We start from the raw sequence: 23727 nt of genomic DNA on the forward strand, positions 1-23727 counted from the left end.
CCCTTTATATTTATTTTTTTATATATTTTCCAAAGACGATAAGATTATCGTTCGGTTTGTAAAAATCTTTTATCTCGGCAACAATCGAATAATTATTCCTGAAATAAAAATTCCGCGTTTCGTTATAATTGTCCTGCGACGAAGTTTCGGCGAGTATCCATCTGCCGTTGTTGTTAATTGCGAACTCTTCGGCGTGGTCGAGCAATTTTTTCCCGATCCCTTTATTCTGGAATTTTTTGTCGACTACAATCCAGTAGAGATCGAACACTCCGTCAGTCAAAGGTCTGCGACCGATGCAATGATAGCCTGCAATTTCCGAGCCTTCCAGATAAACGAACACATTATAATTGTCGACTCCGTCTTTTTCCAGAGCTTCGTCTATCAATTCGACGGCAATCTTTTTTTCTTCTTTGCTGAAGTTTTTTGTGCCGTCGATAATTTCAACCAGTCGTTTCCTGTCGTCAGATTGCAGCTTGCGTATCATATTTAATCCTCTTTTCTGCAAGTTCGGCAATAGTAAGAATAACGTCTTGAAAACTTAAGCCGGCTGCATTGGCAGACCTTATGAATCCGGCGTCGGGCGATATATCGGGATTGGGATTGACTTCGATTACGTAGGGCACATTTCTTTTACTCAATCGAATGTCGACCCTAGCATAGTCCCTGCAGCCCAAAGCATTGAAAGCCGCTTCAGCAGCGATTTTAATCTTATCTTCAATATCTTCGGATAGTTTAGCCGGACATTCGGGCACGGTGTTATTGTAATAAACGCTGTCCGGCGACCATTTTGCTTCGTATGTTATAATCTTTGGTAAATTGTCCGGCAGCCCGTCGAATTTTATTTCCGACAAAGGCAGTATTCTCGATCCGAGAATTGCAACGTTGATTTCTCTTCCCTCGATATATTCTTCTATTAAAACTTCCTGTTTGTACGTATGAAAAAGATATTCCAGTTGATTGCGCAGGTCGGTAAAATTACGGACGACCGAATTTTCTGATATACCGATACTGGCGTCTTCTCGCGCAAGCTTTGTTATAACCGGAAACTTCAACGGAAATTTATCTTTGTCCGGATAAGAATTGAAACTTGCAATTATATATTTGGGAGTTCGAATGCCGTGAGACTGCAGGATTTGTTTCGTTCTGTTTTTGTTCAAACAATTTCCCAGACAAAGCGGAGTGTTGCCGGTATAGGAAATTTCAAAAAGATCGTATAAACCCGCTACGTAACTTTCATAGTTGGCGTTGCCTTCTACGGATTCGATAAGATTGAATACTACGTCCGGGGAAATATTTCTCAATTTGTCGATAAATTTTCTAATGTCCCTGTTGACCGATAGCGTTTCAACAGAAGAATATTTCTTAGCGAGCGTATCGCGTATATTCTCAATTTGCTCGACGATATTTTTTTCGGACAGGTCGATATCGTTCGAAGCTTCGGGCGAGCGTTTGCCCGTATAGTTTTCGTAGTAGCGAACCGGATCGTTGAAGCAAATCAATATCTTTCTGTAACTTTTCATATCAGGTTGTGCCTTTTAGCAGCGTGGTAGAGCACTTTGTTTATCATTTCGTTGTACGATAATCCTGCGGCTCGGGCGGCTTTGGGGTAACACGAATTGTCTTCGGGATTCGGCAAAACTCCGGGCAGCGGATTTACTTCTATAACGTTCGGCGTACTGTCCTTATCGAGACGAATGTCGATGCGCGCCCAGTCGCGGCATCTTAAAATTTTATATGTGTCGAGAGCGGTTTTTTCGATTTTGCTTTTGAGGACGTCGTCCAGCCGGGCGGGGCAACTAAAAATATCGAGAGGATTGTCGGGAGTATCGGCAATCCATTTTGCTTCGTATGAATAAATCGGTAAAAGATTTTCGGGCAGAGAAGCGTAATTGATTTCTACAATCGGCAACACTTCGACTTCTTTTCCATTGCCCATTATAGCAACCGTAAATTCGCGCCCGGGTAAAAATTCTTCTATCAATAAAGGCTGTTTGTATGTATCGAGCAGTTCGTCGAGCCTTGTTTGCAGTTCTTCAATATTGTTGACCAGCGACGAATTGAAAATTCCTTTGCTTGAACCTTCCGCTACTGGTTTTATGATAACCGGGAACGTGAGCGAAAAGTTTATAATGTCGTCGTGCGATTCGACGGTAATAAACCTGGCGTTAGGTATTCCGTAATAAGAAAGTATTTCTTTTGTTCTGGATTTGTCGAGACATGTAGTAAGAGTAAGGGGGTCGGAACCCGTATAAGGTATGCCGAGCAAATCGAGCATTGCGGGAATTTGAGCTTCGCGGCTTATGCCGTTAAAACCTTCCGATACGTTAAATACAATGTCCGGTTTCAAGATTCTGAATTTTTCGAAAGCTTCTTCGTTAGCTTCGATTAAATGTACTTCATGAAAAAGTTCGAGCGCTTCTTTGATGGCGTTAATTGTTTCGATTGTATCCCACTCAGCATATGTGTCGTTCATAGTCAGAGTGTCGTTGTTCTGAAAAGAGAAAGAAGCGCCTTCGGAAGCGTTGGTTACATCCGGTTTTATATTATATGTTAATGCTAATTTAAGTCTTCTATTTAATAAAAAAGAACTAATAGGAAATCCTTTTTATTTTTTTGTTACCAATATACTGATTTAAAATTTTTTTGCAAGAATTATAAAAAAATAATTAACCTATTTGTGATAACGAAATGTGTTTTGAATAAGTTTCTTTTAATACTTCTTTTATAACCGCGTGTTCTTTCTCTTTTAAATGCATGTCGGTTTTAACGATATTAAAAGCCGCGGAGCGTGCAGAGTAAAGAATATCAACGTCTTCAGCTATGTCGGCGTGTTTGAATTCGGGCAGACCGCTTTGCTTTGTTCCGAACAGATCTCCGGGTCCTCTCAATTTTAAATCTATTTCCGACAGTTCGAAACCGTTATTGGTTTTAGTCATTGCGTTCAAACGTATGAGAGTTTTGTGCTTTTCAATTTGAGTAGGCGAAAGATAATCGAAGTTATAATCGAATTGATTGACCTTAACCGCAAATTCGTCTTTGGTTATTAAAATACAATAAGCTTGTTTGTCGCTTCGTCCTACCCTACCTCTCAGTTGATGCAATTGCGACAGTCCGAATCTGAAAGCGTCGTTGATAACGATTATATTAGCGTCGGGAATATCGATGCCAACCTCGATTACGGTTGTCGATATTAACACGTCGAACTCTTTACGCGCAAAGCTGAGCATCACTTCTTCTTTTTCCTGCCATTTCATTCTGCCGTGAATCAAAGCGACTCGCAAGTCATTCAAGTGTTCTTTTTTGATGAGTTCGTATTGCGCAATTGCGGCTTTAAGGTCGAGCTTTTCGGAATCTTCTATAAGGGGATAGACAAGAAACGCCTGGTAGCCTTCCTTGACTTTTTGTCTTATAAAATTGTAAATGTCTATTAATTTGCTTTCGCCCCGCAAAACGGTTTTTACGGGTTTTCTGTTTGCCGGCATCTCGTCAATTACTGAAACGTCGAGGTCGCCGTAAAGAGTCATTGAGAGAGTGCGGGGAATCGGCGTGGCTGTCATTATCAGTATATCCGGATTTAATCCTTTGTTTATCAACTGCGAACGCTGCAGGACTCCGAATCGGTGCTGTTCGTCTATGACTACAAGACCAAGCTTATCGAACTCGACGTTATCCTCAATAATGGCATGCGTGCCAATTATAATTTTTGCCTTCCCCGATTTAATGTCGTCGAGAAATCTTTCCCGTTCTTTTTTCTTTTGCCCGCCTATTAATAAAGCAACTTCTATACCGAGGGGTTTAAGCAATCCAGAAATTTTTTTATAATGCTGGTCGGCAAGTATTTCTGTGGGAGCCATCAATGCCGCCTGATAACCGCTTCCCGCCGCAATAAGCATGGATATTAACGCTACTACTGTTTTTCCGCTGCCCACGTCGCCTTGCAGCAAACGGTTCATCGGACGGTCGCTCTCCATATCTAAACGAATTTCATGCAGAACCTTCAACTGCGCCTGCGTAAGTTCAAAGGGGAGAAGCTTCAAAAAGTTTTTAAGCAATTCCGTATTGGTTTTGTATAAGTTGGTTTTTTTTTGAATTTTTAATTGTTGTTTTCTGAGAGCGACTAATATTTCAAAATAGAATAGCTCTTCGAATTTGAATCTGTAGCGGGCGCGCTCCAGATTCTCGAGCGATTCAGGGAAGTGAATATTCTTAAGAGCCAGATTCAACGGCAATAGATCGTAATCTTTTATTATATTTTGGGGAAGAGTTTCTTTTACGGAATCTGCAAAGTCGGATACAGCTTGCGCTACAATTCTGCGCAGTCCCAGATCGCCTAAATTAATCGACCTCAATTCTTTTGGAATTCTGTAGAAGGGAATTATTTTACCGGTGTTTAAGAAATCGTTCGACTCTTTGTCGCTTATGCGGTCGAAATCCGGATGCACAAATTGCAGATGTCCGTATTTTGTTATTGTGGGCTTGGCGGAAATTGCAAAATAATTTCCCGGATTAAAAACGTCTTTGAAATAAGGAATGCCCTGGAACCAAACGCATTCGAATGAGCCCGTGTTATCGCTGAAAAATACTTTCAGCAATTGCTTCTTTCCGTATCGTATTATTTCCTTGTCGGTAACTCTGCCAATAACCGTTACTTCGCCTTCGTAGCCGTTCCTGAGATGTTGAACGGCTTTGACGGTCGAAAGAATTGTAGAACGATCTAAATGCTTCGAAGGGAAATAAAAGAGCAGGTCTTTAATTTTTTCGATGCCGATTTTGGAAAAAGCTTTGGCTCTTTTGGGACCGACAAATTTCAAATACTGAATCGATGCGTTTAAGTCCATCTCTTCAAAAATTTTTGGGTCAAGATAATAAAAAAGGGGAAAGAAATGAATTGTTATTCGGACTCGGGTTTCATATCCCGCGTCATTAATTCATACGTAATTTTAACCGGGTCCCGTTCTTCGAATAAAATTTTGTAAACTGCGGAGCAAATCGGGGTTTCGATCTCGTGATCCTGCGATAGCTTATGGACCGCTTTACTCGTTTCTACTCCTTCGGCAACCATATTCATCGACTTGAGAATATCTTTTAATTTTTTGCCTCTGCCTATTTGTTCTCCCACGTATCTGTTGCGACTGTGCCGGCTCATACACGTTACTATCAAATCGCCCATTCCTGACAATCCGGAAAAAGTTTCGGGACGCGCGCCCAGCGCCATACCGAGTCTCGATATTTCGGCAATGCCTCTCGTCATTATGGCTGCTTTTGTATTGTCTCCGAAATTCGCGCCGTCTACAATTCCTGCGCCGATTGCAATAACGTTCTTCAGGGCTCCTCCGTATTCGACGCCCAGTATATCGGTAGTGGAATAGACGCGGAAATAAGACGTAATAAAAGCCGCTTGAATTTCTTTGGCAGTTAATTCGTCGCTCGACGCAGCGACGACCGCGGTCGGTATCTTCCGGCTTACTTCCTCTGCGTGACTCGGTCCGGAAAGAACGCCTACTTGCGAAGGAGAAATGTTTTTTAATTCATCCTGAATAATTTGAGAAACAGTCATCAGCGTATCGCGTTCGATTCCTTTAGAAACGCTAATGAATGTGGTATCTGAAAAATCGTGTTTTTTTATTTGCGAGAGCACGCTGCGTATATACTGCGTAGGGATGGCGATAACAATCATATGCTGATGATCGCATGCTTCTTCGAGCGCATGCGTTATCCGTATTTCTTTCGGGATCCTTACGCCGGGAAGATATAATTTGTTTTCGCGTGACTTGGATAAAGTCTTGGCGTAGCTTTTTTTGTATTCCCAGAGAGTAACTTCATGTCCGTTAAAATAGAGAAGGATAGCCAGGGTGGTACCCCAGCCTCCGGCTCCTAATACTGAAATTCGCATTTATTTCTTTCCGAAAGAAATTTTGTTTTCGTTTCCTTTGAGAAGTCTGTCGATGTTTTTACGGTGAGTGTAAATAACAAGCAATGCCAAAACAATGGCAAAAGGAAGAATGACGCCATAACCGGCAATGTGTACGCCGAATAAATTTTCGCGAACAAAAAGGATAACCGGCACAGAAACGGCAGCTGTTAAAGAACCGAGTGAAATATAACGCGAGAAATATACGACGACTAAAAATATGCCGATAGCAACGAGCATGTCGACCGTAATAATGGTCATCAGAAAACCGAGCGCCGTAGCAATTCCTTTGCCGCCTTTAAATCCGGCAAAGACCGTCCATATGTGACCGATAACAGCAGCCACCCCGCAAAGTATCTGTACCAGCGTGAAATCGTCGAAGGGCGTAATGTTGTTGAACGGAATATTATCCAGATAGAGGCGCGCCACTACTATAACTGCTACTGCCCCTTTTAGAGCGTCGAGCAAAATAGTTGATACTCCCCATTTCCAGCCGAGCACTCTGAAGACATTTGTACCGCCTGCATTTCCGCTTCCGTATTGGCGGATGTCTATTCCTTTTACGAGTTTGCTTATTATTATACTTGTGGGTATGGAACCTACAAGATATGAGAGAATGATTACGAATAATAAGTTAAGCATAATTACATCTGATTTATTTATTACACAATTTTATACAATTTTTAAACAAAATAAAAGCTATAAATGTTCACCGGTTTTGAGCAACTGTTCAAAGAGTTTTATGTCGTCGCCGGTGGTTATTTTGAAATTAAGCGAAGATCCTTCCACAATCTTTACTTTATTGCCGTTCCTGTGAAACAGCATCGATTCGTCTGTGCCGAGGAAATTCTCGGTTTCGGCTCTTTTAAAAGCCTCCTTAAAAATTCCGTATCTGGCTCCCTGAGGCGTCTGGGCATAATAATATTTTGACCTGTCGGCGTAAGAGTCTACGAATTCGCCGCCTTTTATCAAAGTATCTTTAGCTTTGACAGCCGTTACGAAGCAACCGAACTCTTTAGCCGCATTTACCGAAGAAGTTAAAATTACCTCGCTAACAAGCGGTCGCACCGCGTCATGAACAATGACTATATCGTCGTCGGACGCGTCGTCAATCGAAAGCAATGCATTATAAACCGAATATTGCCTTTCGGTTCCTCCGGGGATTATATCGTTCAGTTTGTCGAATCCGTATTTATTTCTTATTTCTTTCAATTTGCCGATATAATCTTTATGCGCAGCGACTATTATTTTATTTATTATCGATGATTTTTGGAATTTTTCAAGAGTATATGCAATTATCTCTTTGCCGTTGACTCGTATAAATTGTTTGGGAACGGGCGCGTTTATCCGCGTGCCTGTTCCGCCTGCCGGTATAATCGCATAGACTTTCATAATTACAGAATCAACATTGCGTCGCCGTAGCTGAGGAAGCGGTAACCTTCTTTCAATGCTTTTTTATACGCTTTCATAGTGAAGTCGTAACCTGCAAATGCTGCGACCAACATCATTAATGTCGATTCCGGCGCATGGAAATTTGTTATCAATTTTTTGGTGATTTTGAAATCGTACGGCGGAAAGATAAATTTGTCCGTCCAGCCGCGGTTCGGTTTCGAAAAACCTTCGGCGGTAACGCTGCTTTCCAATGCGCGGCAGGTGCTGGTGCCGACTACAAACACATTCTTTTTGCTTTTGAGGGCTTTATTGATAGTCTCTGCAGTTTCTTCCGGTATTTCATAGTATTCCGAATCCATTCGGTGTTTGGTCAAGTCTTCGACTTCTACGGGTCTGAATGTGCCGAGTCCGATGTGGAGTATAACGGGAACGAATTTAATCCCTTTCTTTTCGATTTTTTTAACGAGTTGAGGAGTAAAATGAAGACCTGCTGTTGGAGCGGCAACGGAGCCGTCGATTTCGGCAAAGATAGTCTGATAATTTTCGCGGTCTTCCGGAACCGGTTCGCGCTTGATGTATGGCGGAAGCGGCGTGTTGCCGATTTCCTCGATAGCTTTGAAAATATCGCCGGCGTCTTCGTTGAATCTGACCGTTCTACCGCGCGAAGTCGTATTATCGATTACTTCGCACCACAGGTTGTCGTTAAAATAAATTCTGTTGCCTATTCTTACTTTTCTTGCCGGGTCGACTATAACATCCCATATGTTTTCTTCTTTGTTAAGCTCGCGCAGAACGAACACTTCTATCTTGGCATTGGTTCTTTCTTTCTTTCCGATAAGACGCGCTTGCATTACTTTGGTTTTGTTAATTACAACCACGTCGCCTTTGTCCATATAATCGATAATGTCGGAAAATACTTTGTGCTCAATTTCTTCGGTGGCTCGGTTTAGCACCATTAATTTAGCCGCGTCTCGCGGAGTGACCGGGAATTTGGCAATAGCAGTCTTGGGCAAATTGTATTTGAAATCCGATAGCTTCATTAGTTCCTCATCTCCTTGTTGTCTAAATAAATATTTCGGGCTGCCTTAACAAAGGCAGCCCGGGAATTCAATCCATATTATTTTTTCTTATTGCTTGTTTTTGCAGCTTTTTTCTTGGCAGCGGGTTTGGCGGATTTTGCTTCTTTAATAGCCGCCTGAGCCGCAGCCAGACGCGCAATCGGCACGCGGAAAGGCGAGCAGCTTACATAATCGAGACCGATATTGTGGCAGAATACGACGGATTTGGGTTCGCCGCCGTGTTCGCCGCATATACCGATTTTAAGATCGGGTCTGGTTGCGCGTCCTTTCGCTACGCCGATTTTCATCAGTTCGCCGACGCCTTCCTGATCGATCGACTGGAACGGATCTTCGGGAAGAATTTTCTTTTCGAGATAATCGGGGAGGAATCCGCCGATATCGTCGCGCGAAAATCCGAAGCCCATCTGAGTCAGGTCGTTTGTGCCGAACGAGAAGAATTGCGCGTATTCGGCAATCTTATTGGCTGTCAATGCGGCGCGAGGAATTTCGATCATTGTGCCAGTAAGGTGCGGAATCTTTTTAAGACCGAATTTTTCACATACTTCTTTGTGAACTCGAACAACGATATCGTACTGATGTTTCAGTTCGTTTACGTGACTTACAACGGGAATCATGATTTCAGGGAAGGGTTTTTTGCCTTCTTTTATTAATTCCGCTGCGGCTTCGAAAATTGCTCTTACCTGCATTTCTGTCACTTCGGGGAACGTGATACCCAAACGTACGCCGCGATGTCCCATCATCGGGTTGTTTTCATGAAGCGATTCTGCGCGTTCGTTTAATTCTTCGAGCGTAATGCCGAGGCTTTTTGCGAGTTTTTCTCTTTCTTCCTGGCTATGGGGTACGAACTCGTGTAACGGCGGATCGAGAGTTCTGATTGTTACGCCGTATTTGTCCATAGCTTCGAGAGTGCCTTTTATGTCGGCTTTCACGTACGGGAATAATTCGTCGAGAGCCTTTCTTCTTTCATCTTCTGTCTTCGATACAATCATTTTACGCAGTTTGGACAAAGGCTCTTCGGAATTTTTACCGTAGAACATATGCTCGGTTCTGAAAAGACCGATGCCTTCGGCGCCGAAGGATCTTGCTTTGGAAGCGTCTTCAGGAGTGTCTGCGTTCGTTCTGATTTTGAGTCTTCTGAACTGGTCGCATAATTTCATTAATTTCTGGAAGTACGGATTTTCCTCGGCGGCTTTAATCATCGGCAATTCGCCGAGATATACGACGCCTTTGGTTCCGTTGAGCGTAATCCAATCGCCTTCCTTGAGTGTGTAACCGTTGGTGGTCATTGTTTTGTCTTTGAAATTGATTTTGATCGAACCGGCGCCAACGATACAGCATTTGCCCCAGCCGCGCGCTACGAGAGCTGCGTGGGAAGTCATACCGCCTCTTGCAGTAAGGATGGCTTCGGCGGCGCGCATGCCTTCGATATCTTCAGGATTGGTTTCTTCGCGCACGAGAATAACTCGTTTGCCGGCTTTTGCCCATTTAACCGCCTCTTCGGAACTGAATACAATTTGTCCGCTCGCTCCGCCGGGGCCTGCAGGCAATCCTTTTGCCACCATCGTAGCGGTTGTTTCAGCTTTCGGATCGATAATCGGGTGAAGCAGTTCGTCCAATTGCGCCGGATTAACGCGTAATATTGCTTCTTCTTTTGTAATTAATTTTTCCTGCAACATATCGAGCGCCATTTTAACAGCGGCAGGTCCGTTGCGTTTACCTACGCGGCACTGAAGCATATAAAGTTTACCTTCCTGAATCGTGAACTCGATGTCGAGCATGTCGCGGTAATGTTTTTCGAGCATCTTTTGATAGCCGAGCAGTTCTTTGTAAACTTTCGGCATTGCTGTTTCTAGCGAAGGAAGGTGTTTGGTGTGCTCGGATTTTCCGATTTCGTTGATCGGGTTCGGAGTTCTGATACCCGCTACAACGTCTTCGCCCTGAGCGTTAGGCAACCATTCTCCGTAGAAATATTTTTCGCCGGTAGCGGGGTTGCGCGTGAATGCAACGCCTGTAGCCGATGTGTCGCCCATATTTCCGAAAACCATCGACTGAACGTTGACTGCCGTGCCCCAATCGTCGGGAATACCTTCGAAGCGACGGTATGAAATAGCGCGCTTACCCATCCAGCTCTGGAATACTGCGGCGATTGCGCCCCACAATTGTTCCATCGGATCTTCGGGGAAAGGTTTACCGAGCACTTCCTGAACTTTTGCTTTGTAGATTTCAATAAGTTCTTTCAAATCGTCTGCAGTCAGATCGACGTCGCTTTGATAGCCTTTGGCTTCTTTCATTTTTTCGAGTTCGGCTTCGAGCTGTTGGCGAACGCCTTTGCCTTCTTCGGGTTCGATACCGGCTGCTTTTTCCATAACAACGTCGGAATACATCTGAATCAAACGGCGATGCGAATCGTAAACAAAGCGCGGATTGTTCGTCTTTTTAATCAATCCTTCGCGGGTTTCATTGTTCAAACCGACATTCAGGATCGTTTCCATCATACCGGGCATCGAAGCTCTTGCGCCCGAACGTACGGAAACCAATAACGGATTGTCTTTGTCGCCGAATTTAGCGCCCATTTCGTTCTCAACTTTTTTGAGCGCGTCGAGAACTTGTTGCTTGAGTTCTTTCGGATATTTTTTGTTGTTTTTGTAATAAGCGGTGCACACTTCTGTCGTGATTGTAAAGCCTGCCGGAACGGGCAATCCGATGTTAACCATTTCCGCAAGGTTTGCTCCTTTACCGCCCAGAAGCTCCTTCATGTCTGCTTTTCCTTCGGCTTTCTTACCGCCAAAGAAATAAACATACTTGGGGGTTTTGCGTTTTGTTTGTGACTTACTTTTAGCCATTAGTTACCTCCAATTAGTTTTTGTGAGTGGGATTATATTTTATTTTGCTAATTATCATATCGTCGAATTTCTCGGAGTCTTCTATTTTTAATGAAATTTTCAGATAGAAAATATCGATGTCGTCCAGTTCCTTCGAATATTTTGTCAATTTTACGGCGTCTTTCTGGGTAGTGAGCACCGAGTAAGCGTTTGTATCGTAAAATTGCTTGCGTATTGCCTGCACTTCCTTCAAAGTATAGTTTTTGTGGTCGGGAAAAAGCATTTTATTTGTAAAGTCGATTTCGTTTTTTTCCAGTACGTTCAAAAAAGAATGAGGCTTGGCAACGCCGCACACAATCAAACTTTTCTGTCCCTTAAAATCTTCGAACGAATATTTTTTATGCGTTTTTACGTCGTAAATTCCTTCCACTTCATAATAAGCCCGGAAGACGGGTTTGTTTTCAAAATGATGTTTGAGCGATTCGGGCAGGCTGTAGTCGTCGAGAAATTTACGATTTAATATTATCAGGTCGGCACGTTTAAGCGAATCGAAAGGCTCGCGCATATTGCCGAGCGGAAGAAGCCGCTGTTCTTTATTCCCGGTTTTATTAAGGAATCGCTGGTCGATAATTACAATGTCGATATCTCTGTGAATCCACCTGTGTTGAAAAGCGTCGTCGAGTATTATGGCTTCGATATCCGTTTCTTCGAGCATCCGTTTGCAGCCGTCGACCCTGTTTTCGGAAACCGCAGTCGGAAGACTCGTTTCGGTCGAAACAAAATACATCTCGTCGCCGCAGTCGTCAACGGTTGAATAGATTTTTTTGCCGTCGGAGACAAGCAGATAGCCGCTTGTTTTACGTCGGTAGCCCCGGCTCAAAATACCCGCTCGTATTCCGTTTCTTTTCATCAGTTCGGCGAGATATAAAACCGCGGGCGTTTTGCCCGAACCTCCAACGGTTATGTTTCCTACAGAAATCACCTTTGCATTAACTCTTTCTGTTTTAAATATTCCTTTGTCGAAAAGATAATTTCTAAATTTAATTGCCAGAAAATAGAAAGCGACCAAAGGCGCCGATATAATTCTTAAAACATCAATCAATTCTTTCCGCTTCCTCTTGAAGTTTGTTCAAATAAATTTCGCTTTTGCCAATCAATTCCGAAGTGGCGTCGTAGTCGAGTTCTTTGTCGATATAAATCGGTTCCGAATATTTAACGTTAATTTTTGAAAAGGGAAGCGGGAATTCGAATTTATCCCAGCTGTTCAGACAAATTTTATTTTTTACGTACATACCCGCAAGAATCAAAGGCGCTCCTGCTTTTTTAGCCGCAATTACCGCTCCGGCTTTCATCTTATGCCGCGGTCCACGCGGTCCGTCCGGAGTTATTACCAATGTATGCTTTTCTTTCAAAAGGGAAATCATCTCTTCTAAAGCTTCCTTTCCTCCTACGTGACTCGAGCCGCGGACGACTTTATAACCCCATTTGCTGAGGATATGGTATAAAACTTCGCCGTCCTTACTTTTGCTTACAAGAGCCGCGCTGTTGAAATCTTTGTGCAAATACCATCCCGGTACCATCGAACCGTGCCAGAAAGCGACTACAAAATTTTCACCTTTATCAATCATTTCGTCCAAATAGTTCCCGTTTATTCTTTTTATTCTGTAAGTCTTTACCAAAATATTTATAATAAAATATCCCGCTCTAATGCCCAAAAAACGGGCTATATTTTTTTGAATATCGCTAAGCTTCATTAAGTTTACTATATATTATTTCCGCGGCTTTGCGGGAGGCGCCCGCATTGCCGAGCATCGATTTTATTTTACTCAATTTGTTTTTTATTTCTTTATACTTTTCAGGGTTATTGAGAATCCCGTCGGCGACCTCAATAATCTTTTCTTCGTTAAGATCCTTTTGAATCAATTCCTCAACCACGGTTTCTCCCAGTAATATATTGGGCATAGCAATATGATCGAGCCGTACAAATATACGACCCAATAAATAAGTAATTATGTTTGTGGAATAAACAACCACGAATGGTAGTCCGAGCAATGCGGCTTCCAATGTGGACGTTCCCGATTTTACGATACCGAAACGTGAATACCTGAAAAGCTCGTATGTATGTCCTTTAATAATCTTAAAATTAGAGTTGTCGGAATTCCCGTAAATGGAAGCATCGATATTATCCGCGCATGCGACGACGATTTGCAGATTGTTTTCGTTAGCAATCCTTTCGGCTGCGGGCAGAATAACAGGAAAGATTTTTTCGATTTCATGCCGTCTGCTGCCCGGCAGCAAGACTAAAATTTCTTTATTCGTATCCAGCCGGAATTTATTAAAGAATTCTTCTTTCGGCATGAATTCATAATTTTCTACTTTTTCGATTAGGGGATGACCTACAAAGCTGACGTCGACATTATTGTCTTTGTACAATTTTTCTTCGAAAGGGAAGACGACAATCATTTTGTCGATTATCTTTTTGATTTTCCTGATCCTTTTTTTGCCCCACGCCCACACTTGAGGCGATATATAATAGAAATTCTTCAAGCCCAGTTTTTTGAATTTATGCGCGATTCTGAGATTGAATCCCGGATAATCGATTAAAACGGCGTTTTGTATTTTATATTTTTTTACCGTATCTATCAATTGGCTGCGCACTTTCCTAATAAACGGCAGATGACGAATGATTTCCGTTACTCCTAAAAACGCCATTCGATTTATATGAACAAGAGGTCTCAGACCGGCGGCAATCATACGGTCTCCGCCGACCCCGTAAAATTCGATTTCCGGGTCGATTTTTTTAAGTTGTTGTATTAACTCCGCTCCGTGCAAATCGCCCGAAGCTTCGCCTGCAATGATCATTATTTTTTTGTTCAATTTGTAACCAAATAAAGTATTATTAACAATAATACAGTAACGGAAATTGCCTGGAGAGTGCGTCTTTCGGATTTAAGTCCGGCTTTTAAATTAAATTCCGGTTGGGGGAGTCCGGGGTTTTTATATTTGGAAAATGTCGGTATCCATCTGGGTACTTCATTGCAATAATCTTCGTAGGATTGACCGAATTTTTTTCTTAAATAGTTTTCTTCTTCTTTTATTATTACTCTGTACTGCCATATAAAGAATGCAAGCGCGGCAACCAGTAAAAACGGATAGAGAGCCATCGACATAACGCCGATGCCGGTATAAATTAATAGATTGCCGAAATAGAGAGGATTACGTACGTGAGCGAATGCGCCCGAAACTACGAGATAAGTTCCCCCTACGCCTCCCGTAGTGCGCGTTTCGCTGCCTGCGTACGACACTCCCCAGAGTCTGAAAAATTCTCCGACCAAAACAATTATAAACCCGACAATCAGGCTTGCCGGAGTGGCTTCCTGAAAAATCAGCATCAGCAATAGAAAGGGCAATGGAGTATAACTTCTGTACTTGAAAATCTTAGTTGCAAAGTTGCTCATGATTATCCTTGTATGTAAACTTCTTTTCTTTTGAGTTGAGCCTGGAAACGCTTTTTCAGGCGCTTTCTGGCGGCTAATTCGTTTAATTTATTTATTACATCGATAAAGTTTTCGAACGGGAAATAAGTTATCCTGTTGATTTCGCAGTAGCGCAAGAGCGAACCTTTTGCAAAGATAAAATCGCAATATTGAGCCGGGCATAAATCGGAATAGCCGTCTCCGATATAAACGGTATAATCTTCGTCGTCGGAATAATTAATTATATGATTCCTTTTGCAATTTGCGCAGCGGTCGCACTCTTCGTCCGTATAAGGAAATTCCGGATAAAAACCGCCGTTATCGTCGAACACAAGTTTGTTCGAAAAACGCTCGACAAAAGACAAACCATTCCTATTCAAAATCCTGTCGATGTAGTAGTCGAGTCCGTCGCTTACTATTCTGATTTCATGTTTATCTGCCTTGCAGAAGTCGACGAAAGTTTTGAACGATTCGTCGATTTCCTGCGAATCGATGAAACGATCGAATTCGTTTTTGTCGATCTTTTCGATAGTGCGGCAAAGAAGGCGCCACGACTCTCGGGAATTGATTTTCCGATCGATCCAATCCTGCACTATTTCCTTGGCTTTTTCGGCGTCTCCGAATTGAAGGAATAAAATTTCTCCTACGTCTTTTTTGGTTATTGTGCCGTCGAAGTCGACAAATATTTTGAATGTCTTATTCGTGTTCATCAGCTTTGCGTCTCCGGAATTTCTTCGAATCTCACGCCGACGAGTTTCGATATTCCTTCTTCCTGCATCGTTACGCCGTACATGGTTTCGGCGGCTTCCATAGTTCTTTTGTTATGAGTTACTATTATAAATTGCGTATCCCTGCTGAATTCTTTTAAGAGTCTGGTAAACCGGTCGATATTGGCGTCGTCGAGCGGCGCGTCCACTTCGTCGAGAATACAAAAAGGAGAAGGTTTAACGAGATAAATTGCGAAGAGGAGGGCCGTGGCCGTAAGAGTCTTTTCGCCTCCCGAAAGCAATTCAATCGAAGTCGGACGTTTACCTTTCGGTTTAGCCATTATTTCTATTTTTGCTTCGAGCGGATCGACGCCTTCTTCGAGTTTGAGATCGGCTTCGTCGCCCGGATTGAAAAGCGTTTGGAAAATCGTTCTGAAATTCTCCCTTATTTTTTCGAATGTATCGAGAAACAGGTTCTGCGCCGTGTCGTTTATTTCATTGATCGTATTGATTAGATCTTTTTCCGACTCGATTAAATCGTCTCTTTGTTTATGGAGAAAATCGAGCCGCTTCTTTTCTTCTTCATACTCGGAATACGCCAGCAAATTGACCGGGCCGAGATTCTTCAGCTTATCCTTGAGGTCGTGAACTTCCTTCGATACCTCGTCGAAGTTAAATTCATGGAGGTCTTCGAATTCTTTCAGCTCGAGTTCAATACTGTAATTTTCGCGGATATGCTCTTTAAGAGCGTCTATTTTATAGTTGATTTCGCTTTCTTTTATGTCAAAGGAGTGAATAGCGTCTGAAAGTTCCTGCCGTTTATTCCGTAAATCGCGCAATTGATTTTCATAAGAAGAAGCTTCGTCTTTGATTTTTTTCAGTTCTTCGGCAATTTTGTTCTCTTCTTCTTTTACAGCATTTCGCTCTCCTTCGAGAAGGTCGAGTTCCGAAATCAAATCTTCGATGCGAGCTTTGAGTTCTTCGGTTTCAATTTCGTTCTCTTTAATCGAAGCTTCTCTTTTCTCGATTCCTTTGGCGGCGTTGATAATATCGTTTTCGTAACGTTCGATAACGGATTTCGTGTTGTTAATTTCGCCTCGCAGCCGTTCAAGTTCGAGTTTCTTGTCGTTGAAAGATTTTGTTAGCTGATTATATCTGTTTTCAAACTCTTTTAAGCTGGCTTCGAATTCGGAAATTTGAGATTCGATCTTTTCTTTAGCAGAATATAATTCCTCCAGCGAGTTATTGGTTTCGGAAATTTGCGACTGGAGCATATTCGACTTTTCAGCCAGTTCGGAAATCTCGTGCCGGGAATTTTCTATTTCTTCGTCGGCTTTTTTCTTCTCGAATTCGAGCTGAGAAATTTGTTTGTCGATATTCAACAAATCGTTCGAGATAAGGCGTTCTCTCTCGGAAAGATGTTTTAAGTCGATATCGGAAATGAGCGATTCTACATTCTCGATTTTTTTCTTAATTTCTTCGAGTTCTTTTTCGTGCGAAGGCAGTTGCTCTCTAAGATTTTCGAGCAATTTGCGTCTGCCGAAGAGAGTTTCGTCTTCTTTGGGAAGCGAGCCAGCTTCGACAATGCCGTTGGGAAGTATAATGTCGCCTTCGAGAGTGGCCAATCCGAAGTCCGGATAAGCGTCATGGAGACGCAATCCGGCGTCGAGATCTTTAACAATCCCGATATTATTGAGTACCTGAATGAAATACGGTTCCCATTTTTTATCCGTTTCGACAAATTGGGCAGCCCATCCGAGAAAGCCGTCTTCCTTTTCTATTTTTTTCGCGCGTCTTTTCTGAACGAAATTATTGAGCTTTCCAATTAGCGAATTGTTGTTTGAATTGTTTTTCAACAGATAAAATGAAGCTTTTCCGAGCTGGTTGGTTTTTAGGTATTCGACGGCTTTAACAAGTTCGTCGGCGCTTTCAATCAAGAGATTGTTGAGAACCGATTTCAAAGCCGCTTCGAGAGCAAACCGGAATTCTTCTTTGGTATTGCCCACGTCGGCAAAAAGGAGTTTCTCTTTAGCGCTCCATTCGTCGTTTTCAATCAGAATTTTTGAGCCTTTCGAAAGCCCCTCGAGATTTGTAATAAGAGTTTGTATAAAATCGATTTTTTCTTTCAGCGAAACGAGCAAAGTTTTCTTTTCAATTTCGGATTCCTTGAGCGCATTGAGTTGGGTCTCGAGGTCGGCTTTTTCTTTCTGGCGAATTGTAAGCTCAAGACCGGCTTGGTTTAATTTTTTCTCTGCCTCTTCTTTCTCGTTGTTGAGTTCTTCGATGAATCCGACAGTTTTGGCAATTTTATTCGTAATATCCTGAATTTTAGAATTCAGCCGTTCAATATTGGCAGTGTGGTTATCGAGCTCTTTTTTGAGAGCGGCAACATAGTTCTCCTTGTCCGAAATTTCCCGGAGAATTGTAAATCTTTTTTCCTGCAGTTCCTTTAATTCTTTTCTTTTGGTCTCGAGTTCCGAGCGTTTCTCTTCGATCGTTTTTTCGGCGTTGTTGAGTTCGTCGGCTCCAATTTCCAGCTCCGACTCGATTTTTCCCAATTTTTCGCGGGCTTCTTCTTTTGAAAGTTCCGTATCTTCGATCAAATTACGGAACTCGTCAATTTCGTTTACCAGTCGATCGTGATTGGAAGAGAGGGAATTAAGGCGTTCCTGCGAAACGGACAAGCTTTTTTGATTGTTGTGAATCGAATCCGTTATTTCGGAAATTTCTTTTCTTTTTTTCTGAAGTTCGGAATCGACCTCGTTAATTTTATTTCTGTAAGCAATTAATTGATTTTCGATTTCGCGAATTTGTCTGTCGATTTCGTCTTTTTGAATCTTAAAGGTTTCTATTTCCGAACGGAGCTTGTTTTTCTTTTCATAGTAAAGAGCAAACTCGCGTTCGGCAAGGTCGAGTTCTTTATCTCTGAGAACAGACTGAATTTGTGTGTACTGATTTGCCCGTTTAGCCTGACGTTCGAGCGAACGAACCGTTTTTTCGACTTCCGAAACTATATCGTTTACTCTTGTCAGGTCGGCTTTTACATCGTCGAGTTTTTTAAGGGATAATCTTCTGCGAAGTTTATATTTGTTAACTCCGGCGGCTTCCTCGAACAATCGCCTTCTTTCTTCGGCCTTGCTGCTCAAAATCGTTTCGATCATCTTGAGCTCTATTACAGAATATGCATTTGCGCCGATGCCGGTGTCCATAAAAAGATTTGTAATGTCTTTCAGACGGCAGATGTTTTTGTTGAGAAGATATTCGCTTTCGCCCGATCTGAAAATACGGCGCGTAATCGTAACTTCGGAATATTCGGTAGGAAGAATGCCTTTGTCGTTTACAAGCGTCAGCGACACTTCCGACATTCCCATCGGTTTTTTGGAACGGGTGCCGTTGAAAATAACGTTTTCCATTTTATCGCTGCGGAGCGTCGTTGTTTTTTGTTCGCCCAAAACCCAACGTATTGCGTCGACTATATTGGTCTTCCCGCAGCCGTTCGGCCCGACTATGCCGGTTATTCCGCGATTAAAATTTATTACGGTTCTGTTTGCAAACGACTTAAAACCGAATATTTCCAGCTTAGATAAAAACAATTCCGCCTCTTAGTGTAATAGTGTTTCGTATTCTTTTAAAGTGTTTATAAAGTAATCTATCGTCGAATTTGTTATCTGCAAATAGATAATTATAACGCTCGCTGCAGCTATAACGGATACAAATCCGTAGAAGTAAACTTTTAACGGGTGCACTTCGAGCAATACATAGACCGCTTTCAAAATTCTTAATAAAATCCAAACGCAGAGAATTAACAAAACCGCAATTGCTGCCAGATTGATCGTATCCATTGCCAATATTTTATACAGCACAAGTTCGACCGGCAATACTATCGTAAAGGGAAGAAAAGACCATACAATTCCGTAAAACAAAGTCTGAAAGTCAACCTTGTTTTTTAATGGCAGCGAAAACAACTTCAGCACGATCGAAAGAAAAGCCATTTTAACAAGGAAAAAGAGATACAACCATATTAGCGCCTGCTCGGGGCGCCAGGCGAGATAACTAATGAAATCGATTAACCTGTCGGAGCCGATATCGACGAGCAATTTTTCAAATAATATATTCGTACGCAGGTAGTAGAGAAGTATTGTAAAAAGGAGAGACATTGAGCCGACTTCGATAAAGAGCAGCAAATAAGTATGAATGCCCGATAAGATTCTGTGGTCTCTCAGATCGGCAAAGAAGTTGTAACTTCTGAAAAGCGCGCGGCTGCAGTCTTCCTTGAATTTTTTGCGCCAGTTAATTACAAACGCCATCAATATCGAAAGAGCAAGGGAAATCAAAATGAATATCGGTTTGTTCTCGCTTACGCTTACGCCGATAGGAATCGTAACATTGGATAAATTTTTTAATCTGGATTCGATAACGCGGTAGCTGAGGCTATTGGCCGCATCTGGCCGGTTGAACAAAGCAATCCTTGTATAATAATCGTCCGAATAACCGCCGTAAAAAGACGAGTGAGCGCTCCTAAAATTAAATACGGTATTTACGACGAATCCGATATCTCTTTTGAGAGTAAAGTCCAGAAATTTGTCGAAATAGTATGCCTGCGCCTGCGTTGAATTGTTTACCAGATATCCGGAAACATTTCCGTAATAATCCGGATATGTTGCCTCGCTTATAAAGTAAGGATGTTTTAGTTCGTCGAGGGTTGCTTCGATTTTTTCAATGGGATATGAATATAATTCAATTCCGTATAGGTCGAGATTTCCGGAAAATATGTCCGGTATCCCTGCAAAAGACGCGTATGTAACGTAACCTTTTTGTTTTATGTAGGATGCAACTTCATCGAGGAAGTTTTTAGTTCTTTCCGCATTCGGTAAAAATGATCCTCCGAAACCAGCGATAAAGATGTTCGAGTAGACAGAATAACTTCGGATCATCTCGCCGAGAACTGATTTGTACCTCATTCGGTATTCGTCGTCTGTAAATATTTCTTCCGGGACGGAATTTAAAGGCATTTCGATAAGCGGCAGCAGACCGACGGTTCTGCATAATGCAACAGCATAAGGATTTGGATACTGTCTGGCAAAGCGAACGGAGTTGAAACCCGCGTTTTTAATTCGAATAAGCTGTTCGTTTATTATTTCTTGCGCCGTTGCGTTATCGTATTCGCCTTCGTTGAAATAATAGGTAGCGCCCCGGATTGTAAATCGATTACCGTTGAGAAAAATTCCGCTTGCATCGGTTTTCAAATCTGCAATTGAAAAATTCGTAAGCGTCCTGTCGGTCAGGGAATCGTTGATAAATAAACTTGCTGTGATTACATAATAATCGGGATTATCGGGCGACCAGACAGCAGGATTTTTCAATTTGATGTTAAATGAATTCTTATTCTCGCCTGATTTTAACGGAGGCAAAGCAAATGAAAATTTTTCGGCTCCGTTAGGATTACGCGCCGGAGTAAAATCTAATTCCAAACGGTAATTCGAAGATGAAATCCTGCTGATTGAGATTGTCGCGGCAACGTCGACCGATATTTCAGTTTGAGCAAAATTTGTTTTGAATTCAATCTCTTTCAAAAAATCTTTCGGTTTTGCGGTCAGATATACGTTTCTGACGATGCCGCTGTAACTGCGCGGAGTTAAGAATTGTTGTTTAACGGGGATCGAAGTTTTTGAATCGAGTCCGGAGTAGATTTTTAACTTAAGTGTATTTTCCCCTTCGCGAAGGATGTCCGACGGTAGTTCTACTTCGAAAGGAATCCCGCCGGCGGACTTTTTGTAAATCAAAGAATTATTTACCGTAATATCTGCCGAGTAGCTAATCCCTTCGAAAAAAAGTGAGTAATGCTTGGTATCCTTATCAGAGACGTTAAAACTTGTTTCGAAATTAAGAGCGGAAACGCCTTCGAATACTGCGGGAATATTGATTTCGGTTTTGGATTCCTCGTCGGTAAATACTTTCCAGTTTTTATTTAAAAATCGGACGTCGCGAGTCTCGATAGATTCGATGATTTTGGAGCTCTTTTCCGAATAGAGAGATTTTATTAGGACGCCGGAAAAGGCGTTGGAGCTAGCTATAAATAAGAATATTATAAAGATATTCAAAGTTTTAATCATTGTACGGAAAGTATAAAAAATAAACCCTCAAATATAAAAAAATAAGGGGGGCATATCAATTTTGATATGCCTCTTATTGTGCGGATTCGATAATTTTTACGAACGAGTCTGCTTTAAGGCAGGCTCCTCCCACAAGAGCTCCGTCGATATCGGGCTGGGACATCAATTCTGCGGCGTTTTCGGGTTTTACGCTGCCGCCGTATTGAATAATAAGTTTTTCTGCGAATTCAGTTGAATAGAGCTCGCCGATCAGCTTTCTGATAAAAGCGTGAACTTCTTCGGCTTGTTCCGGAGTAGCGGTTTTTCCTGTTCCTATAGCCCATACGGGTTCGTATGCAATTATAAGATTTGCCAATTCTTCCGCCGTCAAACCTTCGAGTCCTTCTCGCATCTGAGTTTCGATAATTTTAAATGTAACTCCGCTTTCGCGTTCTTCCAATGTTTCGCCGATGCAAAAAATAGGATTCAATTGGTTTTCGACGGCTGCTTTAATCTTCTTGTTGATTAATTGATTCGACTCGCCAAAGATAGTTCTTCTTTCGGAGTGGCCTAAAATAACATATTGGCATCCGACGCTTTTTAACATAAGCGGCGAAATTTCGCCGGTAAAAGCTCCGCTTTTTTCATAATACATATTTTGAGCGCCCAATTTAATTTGGGTGTCTTTGATTAAACTGTTCGCGGCGTCGAGAGAAGTGAAAGGAGGGCAAATTATAACCTCGGCATTTAATGATTTCGACGCCAATAAGTTTTTGATTTCCGATATAAGAGCAACTGAAGAATTTAGGTCGTTATTCATCTTCCAGTTACCAGCAACAATTTTTTTACGCATAGAACAACCTACAATTTATGAATGGAAAATTAATTGACAGCTTCAACTCTTCTGATGCCGGGCACTTCGCGAATCAAAGCCCGTTCGACTCCGGCTCTTAATGTCATTTGCGACATTGGACATTCGATACAGGCTCCGGTCAATTTAACTTCCACAATACCCTCCGGCGTTACCTGAACCAATTCAATATCGCCCCCGTCGGCGCGGAGATAAGGACGTATATTCTCCAATGCCTGTTCTACTTTTTCTTTTAATGTATCGCTCATAACTAACCTCTTTTAATTTCCTAAAACAATTTTAGGAATAGAATTTTGAGAATTGGCTTCCACTTGTTTTGACAGATTACGGGCAATTTCCCGGATAATTTTTGCTTCTTCGGCACCGGGATTCGAAATTACAATCGGTTTGCCGTAGTCGCCGCCAACGCGGATATCGGGATTAATCGGAATTTTGCCGAGCAACGGCGCCGAAAATTCTTTTGATAATTTTTCGCCTCCGCCGCTGCCGAACAATTCATATTTTTTACCTGTATCCGGCGCGATAAAATAACTCATATTTTCCACTATTCCAAGCACCGGTACGTTTACTTTCTGGAACATTCGTATCGCTTTTTTTACGTCTACAAGAGAAATATCCTGAGGCGTCGTCACAATTACCGCTCCGCTCAAAGGAATCGATTGAACCAGCGTTAACTGAATGTCGCCCGTTCCGGGAGGAAGGTCGAAAATCAAATAATCAAGTTCGCCCCAGTTGACGTCCGTCATAAATTGTTTGATTGCGCCGCTTGCCATCGGACCGCGCCATATTACGGGTGAGTCCTCGTCTATCAGAAAACCGATCGAAATTGTTTTAATACCATAACTCTCTAGCGGCAGCATTTTACCCGTTTGAGGGTCCTGATAAATTCTGGGATTCTTATCGATTCCCAGCATAAGCGGAATACTCGGTCCGTAAACGTCAGCGTCAATTAAGCCTACTTTGGCGCCGTCTTTTGCCAAAGCCACGGCGAGATTAACCGATACCGTGCTTTTTCCTACTCCGCCTTTGCCGCTGGCTACCGCAATAGTATTTTTTACGCCCGGCATTAAAGGATTGGCAGCGGCATTAGCCGTATGCGCCGCCGATTTATTTTGAATGTCGACGTTTTCTATATCGGGCGCCGCCTTTTTAATTTCTGCTATACAATCTTCCTTGATTTTATTCTGATAGCTTGATGTGGAAGGGGGAAAGTCGATTTCAATTGTTACGGTCGAATCTTTAATCTCGATATTTTTTATCATGTTTGCCGATACGATATCTTGTTTTGTGCCGGGATCCAGCACATTACGCAACGCATCGAGTATGTCTATTTTTTTGAGTTCCGACATTAATACTCCGTTTTTAAGATACAAAAAT

The 23727-nt window shown here is 42.2% G+C and carries 19 protein-coding genes; all 19 read right to left on the minus strand.

Annotated features, from left to right (window positions below):
- Window positions 1–10: 10 nt before the first annotated feature.
- The 19 genes from ACOYVE_RS08440 to apbC all read right to left on the minus strand — a co-directional run bounded on the left by ACOYVE_RS08440 (window position 11) and on the right by apbC (window position 23699).
- Window positions 11–484, minus strand: a complete 474-nt coding sequence (locus ACOYVE_RS08440) for a GNAT family N-acetyltransferase (RefSeq protein ID WP_014856492.1) — start codon at window positions 482–484, stop codon at window positions 11–13.
- The gene (locus tag ACOYVE_RS08445; protein WP_422881539.1) at window positions 462–1520 is read right to left on the minus strand and encodes a D-alanine--D-alanine ligase family protein; all 1059 of its coding nucleotides are present in this window, start codon (window positions 1518–1520) and stop codon (window positions 462–464) included. Before ACOYVE_RS08445 ends, ACOYVE_RS08440 begins: the two co-directional genes overlap by 23 nt.
- Window positions 1517–2473: a D-alanine--D-alanine ligase family protein gene (locus tag ACOYVE_RS08450; protein ID WP_422881540.1), complete on the minus strand. Its 957-nt coding sequence runs from the start codon at window positions 2471–2473 to the stop codon at window positions 1517–1519. The genes ACOYVE_RS08445 and ACOYVE_RS08450 overlap by 4 nt, the downstream gene beginning before the upstream one ends.
- 193 nt (window positions 2474–2666) lie before the next feature.
- Complete coding sequence (recG, locus tag ACOYVE_RS08455; RefSeq protein ID WP_422881541.1) at window positions 2667–4838, minus strand: ATP-dependent DNA helicase RecG; 2172 nt, start codon at window positions 4836–4838, stop codon at window positions 2667–2669.
- A gap of 53 nt (window positions 4839–4891) precedes the next feature.
- Window positions 4892–5893 (minus strand): NAD(P)H-dependent glycerol-3-phosphate dehydrogenase, encoded by a 1002-nt coding sequence (locus ACOYVE_RS08460; RefSeq protein WP_014856496.1) that lies wholly within the window; start codon window positions 5891–5893, stop codon window positions 4892–4894.
- Window positions 5894–6553, minus strand: a complete 660-nt coding sequence (plsY, locus tag ACOYVE_RS08465; protein WP_014856497.1) for a glycerol-3-phosphate 1-O-acyltransferase PlsY — start codon at window positions 6551–6553, stop codon at window positions 5894–5896.
- A gap of 57 nt (window positions 6554–6610) precedes the next feature.
- A complete protein-coding gene (gene ispD, locus ACOYVE_RS08470) occupies window positions 6611–7303 on the minus strand; it encodes a 2-C-methyl-D-erythritol 4-phosphate cytidylyltransferase (RefSeq protein ID WP_422881543.1) in 693 nt (230 codons plus the stop codon).
- A gap of 2 nt (window positions 7304–7305) precedes the next feature.
- Complete coding sequence (gene queA / locus ACOYVE_RS08475; RefSeq protein WP_014856499.1) at window positions 7306–8343, minus strand: tRNA preQ1(34) S-adenosylmethionine ribosyltransferase-isomerase QueA; 1038 nt, start codon at window positions 8341–8343, stop codon at window positions 7306–7308.
- Window positions 8344–8420: 77 nt separating this feature from the next.
- Window positions 8421–11225, minus strand: coding sequence for a pyruvate, phosphate dikinase (gene ppdK, locus ACOYVE_RS08480; protein ID WP_014856500.1), 2805 nt, complete (start codon window positions 11223–11225; stop codon window positions 8421–8423).
- A 13-nt stretch (window positions 11226–11238) separates the two neighbouring features.
- On the minus strand, window positions 11239–12306 hold the full coding sequence (lpxK, locus tag ACOYVE_RS08485; protein ID WP_014856501.1) for a tetraacyldisaccharide 4'-kinase: 1068 nt from the start codon (window positions 12304–12306) through the stop codon (window positions 11239–11241).
- Complete coding sequence (locus tag ACOYVE_RS08490) at window positions 12299–12958, minus strand: lysophospholipid acyltransferase family protein (protein WP_422881545.1); 660 nt, start codon at window positions 12956–12958, stop codon at window positions 12299–12301. The genes lpxK and ACOYVE_RS08490 overlap by 8 nt, the downstream gene beginning before the upstream one ends.
- Complete coding sequence (lpxB, locus tag ACOYVE_RS08495) at window positions 12948–14081, minus strand: lipid-A-disaccharide synthase (RefSeq protein ID WP_422881547.1); 1134 nt, start codon at window positions 14079–14081, stop codon at window positions 12948–12950. The genes ACOYVE_RS08490 and lpxB overlap by 11 nt, the downstream gene beginning before the upstream one ends.
- Complete coding sequence (locus tag ACOYVE_RS08500; protein WP_422881548.1) at window positions 14078–14662, minus strand: methyltransferase family protein; 585 nt, start codon at window positions 14660–14662, stop codon at window positions 14078–14080. Before ACOYVE_RS08500 ends, lpxB begins: the two co-directional genes overlap by 4 nt.
- A 2-nt stretch (window positions 14663–14664) precedes the next feature.
- Window positions 14665–15390, minus strand: coding sequence for an MtnX-like HAD-IB family phosphatase (locus ACOYVE_RS08505; protein ID WP_422881550.1), 726 nt, complete (start codon window positions 15388–15390; stop codon window positions 14665–14667).
- Window positions 15390–18980, minus strand: coding sequence for a chromosome segregation protein SMC (gene smc / locus ACOYVE_RS08510; RefSeq protein ID WP_422881552.1), 3591 nt, complete (start codon window positions 18978–18980; stop codon window positions 15390–15392). The genes ACOYVE_RS08505 and smc overlap by 1 nt, the downstream gene beginning before the upstream one ends.
- A gap of 9 nt (window positions 18981–18989) precedes the next feature.
- Window positions 18990–21488, minus strand: coding sequence for a sugar-binding domain-containing protein (locus ACOYVE_RS08515; protein WP_422881554.1), 2499 nt, complete (start codon window positions 21486–21488; stop codon window positions 18990–18992).
- 85 nt (window positions 21489–21573) lie between these two features.
- Window positions 21574–22332 (minus strand): triose-phosphate isomerase, encoded by a 759-nt coding sequence (gene tpiA, locus ACOYVE_RS08520; RefSeq protein WP_014856508.1) that lies wholly within the window; start codon window positions 22330–22332, stop codon window positions 21574–21576.
- Window positions 22333–22361: 29 nt separating this feature from the next.
- Window positions 22362–22598 carry a NifU family protein gene (locus ACOYVE_RS08525; RefSeq protein WP_014856509.1) on the minus strand — a complete coding sequence of 79 codons (237 nt, stop codon included), beginning with the start codon at window positions 22596–22598 and terminating at the stop codon, window positions 22362–22364.
- A gap of 12 nt (window positions 22599–22610) precedes the next feature.
- Window positions 22611–23699 (minus strand): iron-sulfur cluster carrier protein ApbC, encoded by a 1089-nt coding sequence (gene apbC / locus ACOYVE_RS08530; protein ID WP_041356041.1) that lies wholly within the window; start codon window positions 23697–23699, stop codon window positions 22611–22613.
- Between the last annotated feature and the right edge of the window lie 28 nt (window positions 23700–23727).

The organism is Melioribacter sp. (genome assembly GCF_049325435.1).
Lineage (GTDB): Bacteria > Bacteroidota > Ignavibacteria > Ignavibacteriales > Melioribacteraceae > Melioribacter > Melioribacter roseus.

What these genes read in the sequence shown, in the direction of transcription:
- ACOYVE_RS08440 (WP_014856492.1), bottom strand. Translation starts at nt 484, where the DNA reads ATGATACGCAAGCTGCAATCTGACGACAGGAAACGACTGGTTGAAATT.
- ACOYVE_RS08445 (WP_422881539.1), bottom strand. Translation starts at nt 1,520, where the DNA reads ATGAAAAGTTACAGAAAGATATTGATTTGCTTCAACGATCCGGTTCGC.
- ACOYVE_RS08450 (WP_422881540.1), bottom strand. Translation starts at nt 2,473, where the DNA reads ATGAACGACACATATGCTGAGTGGGATACAATCGAAACAATTAACGCC.
- recG (WP_422881541.1), bottom strand. Translation starts at nt 4,838, where the DNA reads ATGGACTTAAACGCATCGATTCAGTATTTGAAATTTGTCGGTCCCAAA.
- ACOYVE_RS08460 (WP_014856496.1), bottom strand. Translation starts at nt 5,893, where the DNA reads ATGCGAATTTCAGTATTAGGAGCCGGAGGCTGGGGTACCACCCTGGCT.
- plsY (WP_014856497.1), bottom strand. Translation starts at nt 6,553, where the DNA reads ATGCTTAACTTATTATTCGTAATCATTCTCTCATATCTTGTAGGTTCC.
- ispD (WP_422881543.1), bottom strand. Translation starts at nt 7,303, where the DNA reads ATGAAAGTCTATGCGATTATACCGGCAGGCGGAACAGGCACGCGGATA.
- queA (WP_014856499.1), bottom strand. Translation starts at nt 8,343, where the DNA reads ATGAAGCTATCGGATTTCAAATACAATTTGCCCAAGACTGCTATTGCC.
- ppdK (WP_014856500.1), bottom strand. Translation starts at nt 11,225, where the DNA reads ATGGCTAAAAGTAAGTCACAAACAAAACGCAAAACCCCCAAGTATGTT.
- ACOYVE_RS08490 (WP_422881545.1), bottom strand. Translation starts at nt 12,958, where the DNA reads ATGAAGCTTAGCGATATTCAAAAAAATATAGCCCGTTTTTTGGGCATT.
- ACOYVE_RS08500 (WP_422881548.1), bottom strand. Translation starts at nt 14,662, where the DNA reads ATGAGCAACTTTGCAACTAAGATTTTCAAGTACAGAAGTTATACTCCA.
- ACOYVE_RS08505 (WP_422881550.1), bottom strand. Translation starts at nt 15,390, where the DNA reads ATGAACACGAATAAGACATTCAAAATATTTGTCGACTTCGACGGCACA.
- tpiA (WP_014856508.1), bottom strand. Translation starts at nt 22,332, where the DNA reads ATGCGTAAAAAAATTGTTGCTGGTAACTGGAAGATGAATAACGACCTA.
- ACOYVE_RS08525 (WP_014856509.1), bottom strand. Translation starts at nt 22,598, where the DNA reads ATGAGCGATACATTAAAAGAAAAAGTAGAACAGGCATTGGAGAATATA.
- apbC (WP_041356041.1), bottom strand. Translation starts at nt 23,699, where the DNA reads ATGTCGGAACTCAAAAAAATAGACATACTCGATGCGTTGCGTAATGTG.